This window comes from Thermus sp. 2.9 (assembly GCF_000794385.1).
GTDB lineage: Bacteria > Deinococcota > Deinococci > Deinococcales > Thermaceae > Thermus > Thermus thalpophilus.
Genome location: NZ_JTJB01000043.1, coordinates 43,263 through 61,272, shown reverse-complemented (window position 1 = coordinate 61,272; position 18,010 = coordinate 43,263). Strand labels below are relative to the sequence as shown.

Annotated in this window: 13 protein-coding genes and 3 pseudogenes; 6 read left to right on the top strand and 10 right to left on the bottom strand. The window is 68.6% G+C overall.

The features are described 5' to 3' along the window. Positions 1-380, top strand: a pseudogene (locus QT17_RS13900) (IS982 family transposase); the annotation flags it as partial. An 11-nt stretch (positions 381-391) separates the two neighbouring features. On the opposite strand, the pseudogene fbp reads toward QT17_RS13900, so the two are convergent. Then, positions 392-961, bottom strand: a pseudogene (fbp, locus tag QT17_RS11205) (fructose-1,6-bisphosphate aldolase/phosphatase); the annotation flags it as partial. 128 nt (positions 962-1,089) lie between these two features. Here fbp and QT17_RS11200 point away from each other — a divergent pair. Next, the gene (locus QT17_RS11200; RefSeq protein ID WP_039460039.1) at positions 1,090-1,416 is read left to right on the top strand and encodes a helix-turn-helix domain-containing protein; all 327 of its coding nucleotides are present in this window, start codon (positions 1,090-1,092) and stop codon (positions 1,414-1,416) included. Here QT17_RS11200 and bfr read toward each other — a convergent pair whose 3' ends face one another. From bfr to nadC, 4 genes are read right to left on the bottom strand one after another with little or no spacing between them, the layout of a single operon-like run. Next, a complete protein-coding gene (bfr, locus tag QT17_RS11195; protein WP_039460038.1) occupies positions 1,417-1,893 on the bottom strand; it encodes a bacterioferritin in 477 nt (158 codons plus the stop codon). Between the two features lie 19 nt (positions 1,894-1,912). Next, a complete protein-coding gene (locus QT17_RS11190; protein WP_039460037.1) occupies positions 1,913-3,397 on the bottom strand; it encodes an L-aspartate oxidase in 1,485 nt (494 codons plus the stop codon). Then, complete coding sequence (gene nadA / locus QT17_RS11185; protein WP_039460045.1) at positions 3,397-4,320, bottom strand: quinolinate synthase NadA; 924 nt, start codon at positions 4,318-4,320, stop codon at positions 3,397-3,399. The genes QT17_RS11190 and nadA overlap by 1 nt, the downstream gene beginning before the upstream one ends. A 40-nt stretch (positions 4,321-4,360) precedes the next feature. After that, positions 4,361-5,203: a carboxylating nicotinate-nucleotide diphosphorylase gene (gene nadC / locus QT17_RS11180; protein ID WP_039460036.1), complete on the bottom strand. Its 843-nt coding sequence runs from the start codon at positions 5,201-5,203 to the stop codon at positions 4,361-4,363. 57 nt (positions 5,204-5,260) lie between these two features. On the opposite strand from nadC, the gene QT17_RS11175 reads away from it, so the two are divergent. After that, positions 5,261-7,198, top strand: coding sequence for a thioredoxin domain-containing protein (locus QT17_RS11175; protein ID WP_039460044.1), 1,938 nt, complete (start codon positions 5,261-5,263; stop codon positions 7,196-7,198). Positions 7,199-7,308: 110 nt separating this feature from the next. Then, positions 7,309-8,511: a thiolase family protein gene (locus QT17_RS11170; RefSeq protein ID WP_039460035.1), complete on the top strand. Its 1,203-nt coding sequence runs from the start codon at positions 7,309-7,311 to the stop codon at positions 8,509-8,511. On the opposite strand, the gene pxpB is transcribed toward QT17_RS11170, so the two are convergent. The 3 genes and pseudogenes from pxpB to QT17_RS11155 all read right to left on the bottom strand — a co-directional run bounded on the left by pxpB (position 8,508) and on the right by QT17_RS11155 (position 12,478). Continuing rightward, complete coding sequence (pxpB, locus tag QT17_RS11165; RefSeq protein WP_039460034.1) at positions 8,508-10,040, bottom strand: 5-oxoprolinase subunit PxpB; 1,533 nt, start codon at positions 10,038-10,040, stop codon at positions 8,508-8,510. The two genes, QT17_RS11170 and pxpB, sit on opposite strands and share 4 nt — an antisense overlap. A 4-nt stretch (positions 10,041-10,044) precedes the next feature. After that, a pseudogene (locus QT17_RS11160) lies at positions 10,045-12,086 on the bottom strand (DHA2 family efflux MFS transporter permease subunit). Continuing rightward, complete coding sequence (locus QT17_RS11155; protein ID WP_039460032.1) at positions 12,083-12,478, bottom strand: MarR family winged helix-turn-helix transcriptional regulator; 396 nt, start codon at positions 12,476-12,478, stop codon at positions 12,083-12,085. Before QT17_RS11155 ends, QT17_RS11160 begins: the two are co-directional and overlap by 4 nt. 95 nt (positions 12,479-12,573) lie before the next feature. On the opposite strand from QT17_RS11155, the gene QT17_RS11150 reads away from it, so the two are divergent. After that, on the top strand, positions 12,574-14,112 hold the full coding sequence (locus QT17_RS11150; protein ID WP_039460031.1) for an acyl-CoA dehydrogenase family protein: 1,539 nt from the start codon (positions 12,574-12,576) through the stop codon (positions 14,110-14,112). On the opposite strand, the gene QT17_RS11145 is transcribed toward QT17_RS11150, so the two are convergent. After that, entirely contained in the window at positions 14,109-15,764 is a 1,656-nt protein-coding gene (locus QT17_RS11145; protein WP_039460030.1) for an ABC-ATPase domain-containing protein, read from the bottom strand. The genes QT17_RS11150 and QT17_RS11145 overlap by 4 nt on opposite strands. 9 nt (positions 15,765-15,773) lie before the next feature. Further along, complete coding sequence (locus QT17_RS11140) at positions 15,774-17,096, bottom strand: aminotransferase class III-fold pyridoxal phosphate-dependent enzyme (protein ID WP_039460028.1); 1,323 nt, start codon at positions 17,094-17,096, stop codon at positions 15,774-15,776. A gap of 71 nt (positions 17,097-17,167) precedes the next feature. On the opposite strand from QT17_RS11140, the gene QT17_RS11135 reads away from it, so the two are divergent. Further along, positions 17,168-18,007, top strand: coding sequence for a metal ABC transporter substrate-binding protein (locus QT17_RS11135; RefSeq protein ID WP_039460026.1), 840 nt, complete (start codon positions 17,168-17,170; stop codon positions 18,005-18,007). The last annotated feature ends 3 nt before the right edge of the window (positions 18,008-18,010 follow it).

Below are 18,010 nucleotides of genomic sequence, written 5' to 3'. Positions count from 1 at the left end.
AGTTCGTCCACGAGGTGAACCTGACCCCGGGGAGCTTCCACGACCTCGCTTCGCTTCTCCTCCTTCCCCTGGACCTTCCCGAGGGGGCGGAGCTCTACCTGGACCGGGGGTACGAGAGCCATCTGTACGAGGACCTCCTCCGGGAGGCCCAGGAGGTTGTTCCCATGGTCATCCGCAGGAGGAACAGCCGGCGGTATCTCCCTTGGATGCAGTACCTGGCCATCGTGGGGCGGAGGGTGGTGGAGACGGTGGGGAGCATGCTCCATCACCTCTTCCCCAGGCGCATCCACGCCGTGACCCAGGAGGGTTTCGTCATCAAAGTTCTCACCTTCGTCCTGGCCCATAACATCAGTCTCCTGACCCAGAAGATGGCTGGGTAGCAACTTGGGTTATCGTAAAGCCGCTCGGGGGCGTCCAGGGTGATGTGGCTATCCCGCTCCGTCTGGGCCAGGTCCATAATGCGGAAGCGGAAGCCCGGCCTTAGATCCGGCGACAGGAGGAGGCCCGAGGCGTACATGGGGTCGGCGAAGGCCAGGTAGAGGGGGAGGTTGAAGGCCCCGGGCTCGGTTTTGTCCGCCGCCAGGACCAAAAAGGCCTCGGCAGGCCGCTCCTTGAAGGTCATCTCCGCCACCTGGGGGCCCAGGCCGTGGAGGTTGCCGGTGAAGGCGTCCTTCAAAAGGTCCTGCCCCGCCCCGTAAAGCCCCTCCTCCTTGGCCACCGCCGTTCCCTTCTGGAAGGCCCGCCAGGCGAGGGCGTGGACCTCGGGGTGGCGGGGCCCACGGGTGTGGCTCATGAGGAGGACGATGTCGTCGCCGATGTGGAAGGTATAGGCGTCCAAGAGGAGGCGGCCCACCGCCTCCCGCACCACCGCCTCCACCTGGGCAAGGACCCGGCGGCTTGGTGCGGTGTGCCCGCCCACGGAGCCGATATCCGCTTTGAGCACGGAAAGGGTGACCTCCATACCTGCCTCCTTTCCCTTCCATGCTTCCACACCGACCCCCGGCTAGGCAAGGTGGGCGGGCGAGAGCCGCGCCGTGCCGTTGGAAATAGGGAAACCCTGGGGCGTGGCCCCCGTGGTACAATGGTCCCATGGCCGAGCACGAGGCGGCCTTCTGCCCGGTTTACGCGGCCCTCAACCTCCTCCAGGAGAAGTGGACGCTCCACATCATCCGCGCCCTCCTCGAGGGCCCCAAGGGCTTCAACGAGCTTTCCCGGGCCATCGGCGGCGTGAACCCCGCCACGCTTTCCCAGCGCCTAGAACACCTGGTTTCCCTGGGCCTGGTGGAGAAGCGGGTGGAGTCCCACATGCCCCCGAGGACCCGCTACAGCCTCACCGAGGCGGGCCGGGAGCTGGAGGCGGTCATCGCCGCCATAGACCGCTGGGCCCGCAAAAACCTGAAGGCCCCGGTGGCGTAGCTACTCCGCCTCCCCCGCCAGGTACTGCAGGTAGTTGGCGAGGCCCATCTGCTCCTTCAGTTCCCGTTGCGCCTCCAGCCAGTCCACGTGGGCTTCCTCGTCCTTGAGGATTTCCGCCACCATGTCCCGGGTGCCGTTGTCCCCCAGGGACTGGGCTAGGTTCATGGTCTCGTTGTACCCCTTCACCGCCATCAACTCCCCTTCGTAGTCGCGGAAGAGGATCTCCTCCACGTTCTTGCCGATGCGGATCTCCCCAATGCGGCTCACCTCGGGGAAGCCTTCCAGGAAGAGGATCCGCTCAATGTGCTTCTCGGCGTGGCGCATCTCGGTGATGGCGTGGGCCTTCAGGTGGCGGGCCAGGGCCTTAAAGCCCCAGTTCTCTGCCATCTCCGCGTGGACCATGTACTGCAAGATGGCGGCGAGTTCCTCGGAAAGCCTTTCCTGTAGGCTCTGGATCACCTCGGGGTGCCCTTTCATAGAAGCCTCCTCCCCCATCTTACCCCGCGGGAACCCGGCGCACGTGGGGGCCTTGGGCCTCGAGGTGGTAGACCTCCTTCGCCTCCTCGGGGAAGTCCTCCCGGAAATGGGCCCCCCGGCTTTCCTCGCGCAGGAGGGCCAGCCGGAGGAGAAGCCGGGCGAGGAGGGCCAAATGCCCCGCCTCCAAGGCGGCGCGGGTGGCCTCCAGGGGGGGAACCTCTTCCAGCGGCAGAGCCTCGGCGAAGGCCAGGGCCCGCCGCAAACCCTCCCCGGACCGCACCACCCCGGCGGGCTCCGTCTGGACCCTTAGGGCGGGGAGGTGGTGGGGGTCCAAGGCCAGGGCGGGGAGCGCCTCCGCCTTGGGGGGGAAGGCCAGGTCCTCCAGGGCCGCCAAGGCCGCCCGCTCCCCCATGACGAGGCCCTCCAACAGGCTATTGGAGGCCAGGCGGTTCGCCCCGTGGAACCCCGTGGAGGCCACCTCCCCGGCGGCGTAAAGCCCAGGAAGGCCGGTGTAGCCCCTGAGGTCCGTCTTTACCCCACCCATGGCGTAGTGGGCGGCGGGGGCCACGGGGATGGGTTCCCGCAAGGGGTCCAGGCCCAGGGCCCGGGCCGAGGCCACCACGGTGGGAAAGCGGGCCTCCAGGTGAGGGATGGGCCTCAGATCCAGGAACACGCCTCCCGTGGCCTCCCGCTCCCGGTGCACCGCCCGGGCCACCACGTCCCGGGGGGCAAGCTCCAGGAGGGGGTCGTACCGCCCCATGAAGCGCTCCCCCCGGGAGTTGAGGAGAAGGGCCCCCTCCCCCCGGCAAGCCTCGGAGACGAGGGCCCCGTTTGGGAGGGCGGTGGGGTGAAACTGGACAAACTCCAGGTCCCTCAGCACCCCCCCGGCGTGGAAGGCCAGGGCCATCCCGTCCCCCGTGGCCCCTTCCGGGTTGGTGGTGACGGGGAAAAGCCGCCCAAACCCCCCCGTGGCCAGGAGCACCGCCCCCGCCCGGATCTCCACCGGGCCCCGAGGGGAGATGGCCAGTACCCCGGCCACCCGCCCCTGGGCCAGGAGGAGGCTTGCCGCCATGTACCCTTCCAGGACGGGGCTTTGCAGGTGGGTGAGGAGCCCCCTTAGGAGGAGGAGGCCGCTTTGGTCCCCCCCCAGGTGGCGCACCCGGGGCCGGGAGTGCCCCCCTTCCCGGGTAGGTTCCGGGTGGAAGGGTAGGCCCATGGTTGTAAGCCTTTCCAGGTGGCGGGGGGCCTCCGCCAGGATGGAGCGGGCCACGGCCTCCTCCACCAAGCCCCGGCCGGCCCGCAGGGTGTCTTGGAGGTGGGCCTCCAGGTCCTCCTCGTCCAAGGGAAAGGCCACCCCTCCCTGGGCCCAGGGGGTGGAGCCCGAGGGCAAGGGGTCCTTGGCGAGGAGAAGGACGTTGGCGCCCTTGGCCTCCGCCGCCAAGGCGGCGTAGACCCCCGCCACCCCGGCCCCCACGACCAGGAGGTCCGCCGTGAGACGCTCCATCACCCCACCGCCACCATGGCCTCGAGGGCCCGCCGCGCCTTCCTCGCCACCTCCTCAGGCACCTGCACCACGTGGCGCATTTCCTTCAGGGAAAGGTAGACCTTCTCCAGGGTGATCCGCTTCATGTACTCGCACACCGCGTCGGGCTTCACCGGGTAAAAGGCCTTCCCAGGGGCTTCCTTCTCCAGGCGGTGCAGGATGCCCACCTCCGTGGCCACCACGAAGGTCTGGGCCTGCGCCCCTTTGGCGTAGCGCACCATTCCCTCGGTGGAGAGCATCTTGGCGTCGGGCTTGAGGTAGAGGCAGCCCGTGCCGCAGCCGCACTCGGGGTGGATGAGGAACTCCGCCTCCGGGTGGGCCTCCAAAAGGGCCTTCAGGTGCTCCTCCCGGATCCCGGCGTGCACGTGGCACTCCCCGGGGAAGAGGTCCAGCTTCCGTCCGGTCATGCGGGCCACGTGGGCTCCTAGGAACATGTCGGGAACGAAGAATATGGGGCGGTCCTGGGGAAGGCGGGCCACCACCTCCACGGCGTTGGCGCTGGTGACGCACACGTCGGCCAAGGCCTTCACCTCGGCTTTGGTGTTCACATAGGCCACCACGATGCCGTCCGGGTGCTTTTCCTTCCAGGCAAGGACGTCCTCGGGGCGGATGCTGTCCGCCAGGGAGCAGCCCGCCTCGAGGTCGGGGAGGAGCACGGTCTTTTCGGGGTTCAGGATGGCGGCGGTTTCCGCCATGAAGTGCACCCCGGCGAAGACGATGACCTTGGCCGGAGTGCGGGCGGCCTCCCGGGCGAGGCCCAAGGAGTCCCCCACGAAGTCCGCCACTTCCTGCACCTCGGGGAGTTGGTAGGAGTGGGCCAGGATCACCGCTTCCCGCTTTGCCTTAAGCCTTTGGATCTCTTGGATGAGCGCTTCCTTTCCCATGGTTTCCGCGAAAAGAGCCCTTCCTACCCCCATGGTAGCCCTAGGGCCGCACCACCAGGAGGGAGAGGTCCAGCGCCTTGGCGGAGTGGGTGAGGGCCCCCACGCTCACGTAGTCCACCCCCGCCTCAGCCGCCATGCGGGCTTTTTCTGGGGTCATGTTCCCGCTCGCCTCCAGGGGTACTCGGCCCGCCACGCGGCGCACCGCCTCGAGGATGGCCTCCGGGGAAAAGTTGTCCAGGAGGATGACGTCGGCCCCCGCCGCCAGGGCCTCCTCCAGCTCGGCGAGGTTCGTCACCTCCACCTCCACCTTGAGGTAGTGGGGTGCTCCCGCCTTGGCCCGCCGCACCGCCTCCCCCACACCGCCTGCCGCCCGGATGTGGTTCTCCTTGAGGAGGATGCCGTCAAAGAGGCCAAAGCGGTGGTTCCTCCCCCCGCCCACCCGCACCGCGTACTTCTCCAGGTCCCTAAGACCTGGGGTGGTCTTGCGCGTGTCCAGGACCTGGGCCTTGGTGCCCCGCAGCGCCTCCACGTAGGCCCGGGTCAGGGTGGCGATGCCGGAAAGCCTTTGCAGGAGGTTGAGGGCCAGGCGCTCCCCCGCCAGGATGCCCCGCAAGGGGCCCTCGAGGCGGGCCACCTCCACCCCGGGGGCCACGGGGCTTCCCTCGGCCACCTGAGGTGCAAAGTGCACCCGGGCGTCGGCCAGGTGAAAAACCCGTTCCGCCACGGGAAGTCCAGCGATGACCCCTTCCGCCTTGCTCACGATGACCGCCTCGCCCCAAAGGGCCTCGTCCACCAGCAGGCCGCTCGTGAGGTCCCCATGCCCCAGGTCCTCGGCAAGCCAGGCCCGAAGGCGCTCGTCCAGGTCCTTGGCCACGCCCAACACGCTCCCATTGTAAGGAAGGCCCAGGGGCGCCCTTGGCCCTGCGCTACCCTTAGGGGGATGGCAAACCGGCTTAAGAACGCCCGAAGCCCCTACCTCCTGGCCCACGCCCAAGACCCCGTGGACTGGTACCCCTTCGGCGGGGAAGCCTTCCAAAAGGCCCAGGCGGAGGGGAAGCCCATCTTCCTCTCCGTGGGCTACTATGCCTGCCACTGGTGCCACGTGATGCACCGGGAGAGCTTCCAGGACGAGGAGGTGGCGGCCCTCCTCAACGCCCATTTCGTCCCGGTGAAGGTGGACCGGGAGGAGCGCCCCGACGTGGACGCTGCCTATATGCGGGCCCTGGTGAGCCTCACGGGCCAGGGGGGGTGGCCCATGAGCCTGTTCCTCACCCCTGAGGGGAAGCCCTTCTTCGGCGGCACCTACTTCCCCAAGGAGGACCGCATGGGCCTGCCCGGCTTTAGGCGGGTTCTCCTTGCCGTGGCCGAGGCTTGGCGGGAGAAGCGGGAAGGCATTCTGCAGGAGGCGGAGCACCTAACCCAGGCCCTTTGGCGGAGCCTCAACCCCCCTCCGGGCCCGGTGCCGAAAGAGGCGGAGGAAGAGGCCTTGGCCCACTTGGTCCAGGCCTTTGACCCCGAGTGGGGGGGATTCCTCCCCGCCCCCAAGTTCCCCCAGGGTACCCTCCTCCTCTACCTCCTGGCCCGAGCCTGGGAGGGGGAGGAGAGGGCCAGGGCCCTCCTGCCCAAAACCCTGCGGGCCATGGCCCTCGGGGGCCTCTACGACCAGGTGGGCGGAGGGTTCCACCGCTACAGCGTGGACCGCTTCTGGCGGGTGCCCCACTTTGAGAAGATGCTTTACGATAACGCCCTTTTGGCCCGGGTTTACCTTGGGGCTTACAAGGTCTTCGGCGACCCTCTTTTCCTGCGGGTGGCTCGGGAAACCTTGGACTGGCTCCTCTCCATGCAGGCCAAGGAGGGGGGGTTTTACACCGCCTTGGACGCGGATAGCGAAGGGGAGGAGGGGCGGTACTATACCTGGACCGAGGCGGAGCTCGCCGAGGCTTTGGGGGAGGACTTCCCCCTAGCCCGGCGCTACTTCGCCCTGGGGGAGGACCTTGGGGGGCGCTCCGTCCTCACCGCCTGGGGGGAGGCGGAGGTGGCGAGGGAGCTTGGGGAGGCCTTTGCCCCTTGGCGGGAAAGGGTGCGGCAAAAGCTCCTCGCTACCCGCAGGCGGCGCATGCCCCCAGCCCTGGACGACAAGGTCCTGGCGGACTGGTCCGCCCTGGCGGTGCGGGCCTTGGCCGAGGGGGGAAGGCTTTTGGGGGAAGGGCGCTACCTGGAGGCGGCCCGTAAGGGGGCGCACTTCCTCCTTCAGACCATGCGGAAGGAAGGGCTTCTCCGCCACGCATGGCGGGGAGGAAGCCTGGGGGAAGAAGCTTTTTTGTCCGACCAGAGCTTCACCGCCCTCGCCCTCTTGGAGCTTTACACCGCCACGGGGGAGTGGCCTTATCTAGCCCAAGCGCAGGTGTTGGCCGAGGCCGCCTGGACGGCCTTCGTTGGGGGAAAAGCTTCCCCCAAGCTTCCCCTCCCGGCAGGGGAGGTGGAGGAGGCCACCTTGCCCTCGGGGGAAAGCGCCTTGGCGGAAGCCTTTTTCCGGCTTGGCGCCATCTTCCAGGGCGACTACGTTGAGCGGGCGGAAGGCCTGCTGGAGACCAGGGCCCTTTGGCTTAGCAGGTACCCCCAGGCCCTGCCCGGAGCCCTCCTGGCCAAAAGCCTCTTGGAGAGGGGAACGGAGCTGGCTTTGCCCCTGCCCTGCCCCATGGCGCAAGCGGCGAAGGAAACCTTTTTACCCTTGACCCAAGTGATCGTGGGACCTCCGGGGGCCCTGCCGGCTTTGGAGGGCCGGGAAGCCGGCAGAGCTTACGTCTGCCGGCGGGGGGTGTGCGCTTTGCCAGTTCAGGACTGGGGGGAGGTTCTACGGGAGGTGAGACAGGTGTGATTTATTTCACGATTACACAAGCTCGCGCTATCTCTCTCCCCTCCCCTCCCCTTGACCAACACCCCTAATGTCCGCTAAGCTACTACCGACCGTTCGGTAAGGAGGCCCATATGCCCGAAGCCTGGATCGTGGAAGCGGTGCGAAGCCCCATCGGCAAGCACGGGGGTGCCCTGAGCGCCGTGCGGCCCGACGACCTCTTGGCCCACGTCCTCTCCGCCCTCATGGACCGCGCCGGGGTGCCCAAGGAGGAGGTGGAGGACGTCTACGCCGGCTGCGCCAACCAGGCGGGGGAGGACAACCGCAACGTGGCCCGCATGGCCCTCCTCCTCGCCGGCTTCCCCGTGGAGGTGGCGGGCTGCACCGTGAACCGCCTCTGCGGCAGCGGCCTGGAGGCGGTGGCCCAGGCGGCCCGGGCCATCTGGGCGGGGGAGGGAAAGGTCTACGTGGGAAGCGGGGTGGAGTCCATGTCCCGCGCCCCCTTCGTGGTGCCCAAGCCGGAGCGGCCCTTCCCCACCGGGAACCAGGTGATGTACGACACCACCCTGGGCTGGCGCCTCGTGAACCCCAGGATGCAGGCCCTCTACGGCACGGAGAGCATGGGGGAGACGGCGGAGAACCTGGCGGAGATGTACCGCATCCCCCGGGAGGAGCAGGACCGCTTCGCCCTCCTCTCCCACCAGAAGGCGGTGCGGGCCTGGGACGAGGGGCGCTTTGCCAGGGAGGTGGTGCCCGTCCCGGTGCGGCGGGGGAAGGAGGAGGCCCTGGTGGCGGTGGACGAGGGCCCGAGGCGGGACACCTCCTTGGAGAAGCTGGCGAGCCTCAAGCCCGTCTTCCGGGAGGGGGGCACGGTGACGGCGGGGAATTCCAGCCCCCTGAACGATGGGGCGGCGGCGGTGCTCCTGGTTTCGGACGACTACGCCAAGGCCCACGGCCTGAAGCCCCTGGCCCGCATCCTTAGCATCGCCGTGGCGGGGGTGCCCCCGAGGATCATGGGCATCGGCCCGGTGCCCGCCACAAAGAAGGCTCTGGAGCGGGCGGGGCTCACCCTTGCCGACATCGGCCTCATTGAGCTCAACGAGGCCTTCGCCGCCCAGGCCCTGGCGGTCCTTCGGGAGTGGGGGCTTGCCATGGAGGACCCCCGCCTGAACCCCAACGGGGGGGCCATCGCCCTGGGGCACCCCTTGGGGGCCTCGGGGGCCCGGATCCTCACCACCCTGGTCCACGAGCTGCGGAGGCGAAAGGTCCCCTTCGGCCTCGCCACCATGTGCATCGGGGTGGGCCAGGGAATCGCCGTGGTGGTGGAGGGGGTCTAGGGGGCTTCCCTATCCGGGGGCCAGGGAACCTTCATGTGTAATTTTTCACGATCTTGCCAACACGTGAACCATATCTCCGCTCCAGGCCAGACCTGCCCCAAAAGCCAAAGGTCCTCCGGCACCACCCGCACGGGCATGGCGTAGCCGCCCAAGCTTCCCTTATCCGCCAAAAGGACGAGGGGCCGCCCCGAGGGAGGTACCTGAACCCCTCCCAAGGGCGTGGCCTTGGAAAGCCCCTCTCCTCCCGGCACCTCCGGGCCCAGGAGCTCCACCCCCATGCGGTCCGCCCGGGCCACGCGGAAGGGAACGGAAAGGAAGGCCCCAAGGGCCTCCCGGCTAACGTCAGGCCCCGGGAGGAGGCGGAGGCGGAAGGCAAGGGGCCTCAGGGGAAAGGCAAGGCCGGGGCGGGCCGAGCGGAGCGCCTTTAGGCCAAGCACATCCCCCGCCCGGAGGGGCCGGCCCACCCGGCCCCGGAGGTCGGGGGAAACCGAGCCCCAAAAGGGAAGGGCCTCGAGGCCCCCCGCCACCGCCAAATAGCCCCGCACCCCCTTCCCCTTGGGCCTGAAGCGGAGGGCCTTGCCCTTCGGCCAAAGGAAGCTTCGCCCCGGGGCGATCTCCTCCCCGTCCAAAAGGGCCACGAACCCGTAGCCCGCAAAGGCCGCCACCAAGGCGCGGAGGGCGGTGAGGACCGGCCCCTTGTGGGCGAACTCCAAAAGGGGTGTCCCGGCAGGGTTTCCCACCAGGCGGTTCGCCACCCCGGCGGAATAGGGGTCCAAGGGCCCGGAGCGGGCAAGCCCTAGGTGCCCCGCCCCAAACCTTCCCCCGTCCACCACGAGGTCCAAAAGCCCAGGCTCCTCCACCCGCAGGGCGGGGAAGCGGGGAGAGGGGGGAAGGAGGTCTAGGGGCGCAGGCTCCGGGGGTGGAGGACCCTCCGCCTCCCGAAAGCGCACCCAATCCCCCGGGGAAAGGAGGAAAGCCGGCTCCCGATGGAGGTCGTACACCGCCACCAAGGCTGTGCCCAAAAGGTGCCACCCGCCCGGGGAGGGCAAGGGGTAGATCCCCGTCTGCGCCCCAGCCATGGCCACGCTATGGGCCGGCACCCGGGGCCTCGGGTGCGCGCGGCGGGGCAGGCGCAGGGCCTCGTCCACGGGGGCCAGGAAGGGAAAGCCCGGGGTGAAGCCCAGGGCGTAGACCCGGTAGAGGGGGGCCTGGTGGCGCCGCTTCACCTCTACTTGGGAAAGCCCCGTGCGCCGGGCCACCTCTTGGAGGTCTTCCCCGTCGTAGCGAACGGGGATCTCCACCACCCGCCCCACCCCTTCCTCCTCCGGCGCCAAGCCCCTTAGGCGCCGGAGGAGGGCTTTTCGGGAAAGCCGCTTGGGATCGTACTCCAGGTAAAGGGTGGCGTAGGCGGGCACCGCCTCCAGAAGCCCCGGGGGAGGAGCCTGCCAAAGGGCCCGGGCCAGGCCCTGGGCCAGGCGGTTGGCCTCCTCCGAAAGCCCCTCGCCAAAGACCAGGTAAAGCCCCTCCACCCCTTCACTCTAGCGAGGCCTGAGGGGAAGAACGGCCCTGAAGCTCCCGGTTGGGCAGGAAAAGCACCGCCAAAAAGGCCAAGGCCACGAAGCCCGCGGCGAAGAGGAAGATCCGCTTTAAGGCCGCCACGATGCCCTCCTTTAGCGCTCCCTTCACCTTGGCCTCCACCGCGGTAAGCTCCGCCAGCACCCGCTTCGGCACCTCCCGAAGCGCCTCCTCCTCCGCCCGCTTCAAGGACTCCTGCACTTGAGCCTGGATGCGGATCGCTTGCTCCCTTAGTCCCGCCTCCACCTGGGCCAGGACCTTGGGCCTTAAGCCGGGTGGGGGTGGGGAGGCGAGGAGCCCCTTAAGGGCGGGAGCCAAGGAGGAAGCGAGTAGGGCCTCTTGCGCCCCCTCGTCCCCCTCCCAAGCCCGGGCCAGGAGGTCCAAGGTTCCCCTCACCACACCGCCAGGGAGGAGAAGGCCTTTGAGCTCCGCCGGCAGGGTGGGGTCCTGCAGGAGGGCCTTGCGCGCCGCCTCGTCGCCCGCAAGCGCCTTTTCCACCTCCCCCCGGAGCCTGGCGAAGCGGGCGGGTAGCCCCCCAGGCTCCAGGGTCTTCTTGAAGGCCTCGGGGAGGAAGGGGTCTTGGACCAGGGCCTCGTAGGCGGCGGCGTCGCCGGCAAGGGCCCGGGGAAGGAGCGCCTTTAGCCGGGCGAACTCCCGGTCCAGATCCAGGGCCATCCCCTCCCCGGTTCGGGCCATGGCGGGGGTGCTCCCGCCAGGAAAGGCCGCCTTCAAGTGGTCGGAAAGGCTTCCCGCCAGGATGGTGCCCAGAAGGGCGATGCCCATGGTGGATCCAATCTGCCGGGTGAACTGCACCATGCTGGTGCCGCTTCCCAGGCGCTCCCTGGGAAGGTCGCTTTGCGCCACGATGTTTAAAACGCTCTGCGCCGGGCCGAGCCCGAGGCCCAGAAGGAAGAAGAGGGCGATGACCACGTAGAGGGGCGTGTCCACCGCCAGGACGAAGTGCAGGGTGAGGAAAAGGACGAAGAGGAACAAAGGGCTTCCCAAAAGCAAGGCCTTGTACCGCCCCAAGCGGGCCACCAGCTGCCCTCCCCCGATGCTCCCCGCCATGACCCCAAGGGTGAGGGGAAGAACCGTGACCCCACTTTGGCTGGCGGAAACCCCCTTCACCACCTGGAGGTAAAGGGGCAGGAAGGCCACGGCTCCGAGGAAAGCGGGGCCAAAGAAGAAGGCGGCCAGGGCGGAAAGGGAAAAGGTGGGGATGCGGAACACGGAGAGGTCAAAGAGGGGGTGGGCCACCTTGAGCTCGGCGTAAACCCAGGCGGAAAGGCCCAAAAGCGCCCCGGCCAAAAGGCCCAGGATCACCGGGCTGGCCCACGGGTAGGTGCTCCCGCCCCACGAGAAGGCGAGCATGAGGGGCACGGTCCAAAGGATGAGGAGGAAGGCCCCCAGGAAGTCAAAGGGCTCCCGGTGGGCGGGCTTGAGCCGGGGCATGTAGCGGAGGATGAACCATAGGGCCACCGCCCCCACGGGCATGTTGATGTAGAAGACCCACCGCCAGGAGAGGTGGTCCGTGAGGAGCCCGCCAAGCCAGGGCCCCACGGCGGAGGACAGGCCGAAGATGGCCCCAAAGGCCCCGGCGATCCTCCCCCGCTCCCGGGGCGGGAAGAAGACGGCGATGGTGGTGAGGGCCAAGGCGAAAAGCGCCCCGCCCCCACCCCTTGCAGGCCGCGGAAGAGGATGAGCTCCGCCATGTTCTGGGAAAGGCCGGAAAGGGCGGAGCCCAAAAGGAAAAGCCCCACCGCCCAAAGGAGGATGGCCTTGCGGGAAAAGAGCTCGGTGAGGCGGCCGAAGATGGGGGCGGACACCGTGGAGGTGAGGAGGTAGCTGGTGGTGACCCAAGCGTAGTACTCCGCCCCCTTGAGCTCGCCCACGATGCGGGGCATGGCGGTGGACACGATGGTCTGGTCCAAAGCGGCGAGGAACATCCCAAGCAGGATGCCCACCATGGTGTACCGGACTTCTTGCGGGGTGGGGTTCATGGTTCCTCCAGTTTTTCTAAAAGCCTTAAAAGCGCCTGGACCTCCTCCGGGGAAAGCCGGCTTAGGCGCTTGCGCAGGGCCTCCTCCATAAGGGCCTCCGCTTGGGCCAGGGCCTCTTCCCCCTTGGGGGTCAGGCGGAAGGCGAAGCGGCGGAGGTCCTTTTCGTCCAAGGCCCGGGCCACAAAGCCCGCCCCCTCCAAGCGGCGGAGCATGTGGCTCACCGTGGGGAGGGGTAGCCCCATGCGCCGGGCGGCCTCCGAGGGATGGGGGTGGTGCTTGAGGACGCGCAGAAGCCAGGCCTCGAGGCCCCCAAGCTCCCCAAGCCCCCGCTCCGCCTCCTCGCGGAGGGCCCGCTGCAAGCGCCAGATCCGGCCCAGGACCTCAAAGACCACGGAAGGAGATTATTTCATCTAAAACTATTTGACTGTGAATCACGCCACCTTGACCCTCAGGAGGCCTCGGGGGTAGGTTAGGGCCGGGGGAAGCCGTGAAGCTCTTGTATAGCCAGGGCGAAGATCACTACGCTTTAGACCCGGATCTAAGGGCGATCTTAGGCACCTTCTCCCCCGGTCTGCCCCAGGAGGAGCTTTCCGCCTTCGGCCGGCTCGTGGGGGAGGAGGTCTTGGAGGTGGCCCACCACGTGGACCAAATGGCCCACCCCCGCCTCCAGATGCACGACCTGAACGGCAACCGCGTAGACCGGGCCCTCCTCTCCCCCGCGCAACGGGCGCTTCTAGAGAAGCTCCGCCCCATGGTCCGCCCCGCCTACGAGGGGCGGGGCTGGCCCCTCCACTACGCCATGGGCTACCTCCTGGCGGACGGGGGGCTTTACTGCATCCTCACCATCACCCACCAGGTGGCCTACGCCCTCCACAAGTACGCCCCGGAGCACGCGGGCGTGAAGCGAGCGCTCCTCTATGGCCCCGCCTTCGGCGCCACCTGGATGACGGAAATCCACGGGGGAAGCGACCTGGGGGCGAACCGCACCCTGGCCCGCAAGGAAGGGGAGGCCTACCGGCTTTACGGGGGGGACAAGTACTTCGCCTCCGGGGCGGGCCTAGCGGACTACGCCCTCGTCACCGCCCGGCCGGAAGGGGCCCCGGAGGGCCCCAAGGGGCTTGGCCTCTTCCTCCTGCCGCGGGAGGTGGAGGGAAGGCTCAACTTCCGGGTGCGCCGCTTCAAGGAAAAACTCGCCACCCGGGCCGTGCCCTCGGGGGAGGTGGAGCTGGAGGGAAGCCTCGCCTACCCCATCGGAAGGCTTGAGGAAGGCATCTACTACACCCTGGAAAACCTGACGGTGAGCCGCCTGGCCAACGCCGCGGCCGCCATGGGCCTCGCCAAGAAGGCCCACCTGGAGGTCCTCTTCCGCGTGGGGCGGCGCACCGCCTTCGGGAAAAGGCTCGTGGAGCACGAGCTGGTGCAGCGGGACCTTTTGGAAATGCGCCTTAGGCAGGTGGGGGGCACCGCCTTGGCCTTTTACGCCGTGGCCGCCTTTGACCGGGCCTGGGAGGAGCGTCCCCCCTACTCCGAGGCCTACCACCTGGCCCGCCTCCTCTCCCACCTGGCCAAGGGGCGCACGGCGGAGCACGGCACCGCCATCACCGCCTTGGCCATGGAGCTTTTCGGCGGGATCGGCTTCCTGGAGGACTACGGCGTGGCCCGCTTCCACCGGGAGGCCCTCATCACCCCCATCTGGGAGGGCCCCGCCAACATCCAGGCCCTGGACATGGCGGAGGCCATCGCCAAGAAGCGGGCCCACGAGCCCCTTTTGGAGGCGCTTAAGGCCACCCCCCTGGCCTTCGCCCACGCGGAAAGGGCCCTCAAGCGCCTGGCGGAGGAAGGCCCCTGGTACGCCAAGGAGGCCCTAAGGCGCCTGGCGGACGCCGTGGCCGTCCACGCCCTTTCCCAGGTGCCCCAAGCCCCCTTCCCCGAGCTGGCCCAGCTCTACGCCCAGGCCTTCCTGGAAGGGGAGGCCCTGCCGGCAAGCGCCCGAAGGCCCGCCCTCTTCCACCCCTGGGAGGGCTAGCGCACCTCCAGGGCCCTAAGCCGGTTCACCGCCGCCCCGAGCTCCAGGGGGCGGAGGGCGGCGAGCTCGGGGGCCTCCTCCAGGGAGAAAAGGTCCTCCACCGCAAGCGCCTTCTCCACCAGGTCCTTGAGGGGAGTGTTGCCGTCCGCCAGCCGCTGAAGGCGCTGGAAAAAGGCCCCGATGGCCCGCACCTGGGCGTTTTCAAAGAGGTCCAGGGCGGAGAGGTCCACCACCCCTTCCCCGTAGACGAGCTCCCGGAGGCCCCGCCCCTTCACCCGGGCCTTCCGCCCCCGCCTTGGGTCAAAGCTTTCCGGCAAGGGGATCCTCGGGCGCACCGCCAAAGGGTAGCGGGGCTCGCCGAAGGTCCGGCCCGTGGGGTGGGCCTGGGCGATGGCCCGGGCCTCCTGCGTCACCTCCTTGGCCCGGTACTCTTCCATGAGGACCACGGTGTCCGCAAGCTCCAAATAGTCCCCCACGCCCCCCACCACCAGGACGAGGCTTACCCCGAGGGCCTTGAGGTCCGCCACCCGGTCCAAAAGGGGGGTGAGGGTTTCCCGGCGCACCAGGGCCTGCATGCGGGCGTCCCGCACCAGGAGGTTGGTGGCGGAGGTGTCCTCGTCCAGGAGGAGGAGGCGGGCCCCCAGTTCCAGGGCCTCGAGGATGGCCGCCGCCAGGCTGGTGGAGCCCGAGGCGTCCTCGGTGGAGAAGAAGCTCGTGTCCTGGCCCAGGGGAAGGTCGTGGACAAAAGGCCTCAGGTCCACCCCCCTCACGCTCCGGCCGTCCTCGGACTGCACCCGCCCTGCCCAGGCCTCCGTCACCACCCACTCCCGCCCGTCCCCCGGCACGTGGGGGTAGACCCCGTGGACCAGGGCCTCGAGGAGGGTGGTCTTGCCGTGAAACCCCCCGCCCGTGATGAGGGTGAGCCCCTGGGGAAGCCCCATGCCCACCACCTCCCCCGCGTGGGGCACCCGGAAGGCCACCTTGAGGCTTGGGGGGCTTTGGAAGGGAATGGCCCCCTTCAGGGGCCGCTGGCTCACCCCGCTTTCCCGGGGAAGCACGCTCCCCTCCCCCACGAAGGCCACGAGGCCCCGCTCGGCAAGGCGCTCTTGGATATAGGCGAAGTCCTCCGCCTGGTGCACGTGGGACAGGAGCGCCCCCTCGTCCAGCTCCAATAGGAAGCCCCTCAGGTGCTCGGCCAAAGCCCGGAAAAGCCGCGCCGCCTCCCGCCCCAGGATGCGCCGCCCCTGGGCGGGAAGCCCTAGGCGGAAGCGGAGGGAAAGCCCCTCCTCCCCCAGGTGGGCCCCCGCCCGCTTCAGCACCTTGGGGCTTTCCACCTCCACCCTAACCTCCCCAGAGTGCCCCATGCCCCCGATGTGGGGAAGCGCCTTTAGGCGGGCCTTTAGGCTCCTTAAGAGGAAGTCTTCCACCGCCACCCGGCCCGCCTCGAGGCCGTAGACCCTAAGGCGCGCCAAGGCCTCCTTGGGGTAGCGCACCTCCAGCACCGAGGGGCTCGCAAAGGGGTCTCCCTGCACGTGCACGAAGCGCAGGACGAAACCTTCCCCTTGCCAAAGGCCCTTCAGGTCCTTGTAAAAGGGGTAAGGTTTCCCCTCTAAGGAGGTCAAAAGAGAATACAGGTCCGCAAGCCGCCGCACCCCTAAAGCCTACCCCAAGGCCTCCACCTCCACCCGCCTTAGGGCGCGGGAGAGGCGCTCCACCCCCTCCAAGAACTCCTCCTCCCGGATGGTGAGGGGCGGGGCCACGATGAGGACATTGTGCTTGGCCAAGACATACACCCCTTCCTGGAAAAGGGCCTGCAAAAGCCGCTGCATGGAGGGGCTGAAGGGGGCGTGCCAGGGGGAAAGGGGTTCCTTGGTCCTCCGGTCCCTCACCAGCTCCAGGCCGAAGAAGGCCCCAAGCCCCCGCACCTCCCCCACCAGGGGGTGCCTTTCCCGGAGGGCCGAAAGCGCCTCCCGGAAAAGGCCCTCCAAGGCCAGGGCCCGCTCAAAGAGGCCCTCCTCCCGGTAGGCCTCCACCGCCGCAAGCCCCGCCGCCACCGCCAGGGGGTGGCCGGAGTAGGTGTGCCCCGTGGGCAAAGGGGTGTCGTCAAAGCGCCGCGCCAGGCCTTCCCGCACCAGGACGCCGCCGAGCGGCACGTAGGCGGAGGTGGCCCCCTTGGCGAAGGTGATGAGGTCGGGGACCACGCCCAGGCGTTGGGCGGCGAAGGCCGCCCCCACCCGGCCGAAGCCCGTCATCACCTCGTCAAACACCAAAAGGATTCCGTGGCGTTGGCAAAGGGCCCGCACCCCCTCCAGGTACCCCTCGGGGTAGACGATGACCCCGTTGGAGCCCACCACGGGCTCCAGGAAGATGGCCGCCACCCGGTGGGGGTCCTCGTGGAGGAGGACCCTTTCCAGGTGGTCCAGGGCCCTTGCCACCTCCTCCTTGGGATCATCCGTGTAGAAAGGGCTCCGGTAAGGGAAGGGAGCGAAGAAGTGGACCACGCCCGGGATACCCGGCTCGGCGGGGAAGCGGCGGTTCTCCCCGGTGAGGCTTGCCGCCCCGTGGGTGGCCCCGTGGAAGGAGCGGTAGGCGGAAAGAACCTTAAACCGCCCCGTGAGGTGGCGGACGAACTTGATGGCGTCCTCGTTGGCCTCCGCCCCCGAAGGGGTGAAAAAAACCCGGGCCCCTTCCGGCCAGGGGGCGAGGTCGGAAAGGGCTTGGGCGAGGAGGGCCCGCTTGTCGTAGAAGAGGCTCGGGGCGGCGTAGGCCAAGGTGGCCGCCTGCTCGGCGATGGCCTTCACCACCTTGGGGTGTCCGTGCCCCAGGTTCACCGCCACGAGCCCGGCGGAAAAGTCCAGGTAGCGGTGGCCCTCCGCATCCCAAAGCCAGACCCCTTCCCCCCGGACCACCAAGGGGGGGTTCAAGGAAGCCTGGGCCACCCACGGGGTGAGGACGTGCTTCTTGTGCAGGGCTTTGAGGTCCATTTACGCCGATTATACCTTTGCCCGAAGGTGGGGGCTTGTGCTTCTATTGAAACTGCGTTATCATTCTTGGCATGTGGCGTCCATGGCTCCTCTTCCTCTTGGCCCCCGCCCTGGCCCAGGTGCAGGTGGCGGCCACCACCCCCATCCTGGCAGACCTGGTGCGGCAGGTGGGGGGCGAACGGGTGGAGGTGGTGGCGGTGGTGCCCCCCGGGGCCGACCCCCACACCTTTGAGCCCACCCCGGGCCTGGCCCGGGCCCTAGCGCAAAGCCAGCTCCTCTTCGCCAACGGGCTCGGGTTAGAACCCTTCCTGCCCAAACTGCAAAACCTCCTCCCCAAGGGGGCCCGGGTGGTCCTCCTGGGGGAAGGGCAACCCGGCCTCATCTGCGAGGAACCCGGCCAGGAAGCCCACGACCACGGCCCCTGCGACCCCCACCTCTGGCTGGACCCCACCTACGCCGTGCGCTACGCAAAGCGCATCGCCGAGGAGCTCGGCCGCCTGGACCCCGAGGGGAAGGGGGCGTACGCGGCCAACCTGGCCCGCTTCCAAAGCCAGGTGGAAAAGCGGGACCAAGCCTTCCGGGCCTGCGGCCTAAAGGGGACCAAGGTGGTGGCGCAGCACGACGCCTTCCGCTACTTCGCCCGGCGCTATGGCCTGGTGGTGGTGGGCACCCTCGGCCAAAGCGGGGCGCAGGAGGTGGGGAGCCAAAGCTTCCTCGCCCTCTTGCAAAGGGCGAAGCGGGAAGGGGTGAAGCTCCTCTTGGCCGAACCCCAGTTCCGCGGCACCGCTTTGAAGGCCCTGGCCGAGGCCCTGGGCGCGCGGGTGGCGGTGCTTTACACCGACACCTTGGACGCCAAGGTGCCCACCTATCTGGCCCTTCTGGACCACAACCTGAAAGCCCTTTGCCCATAATAG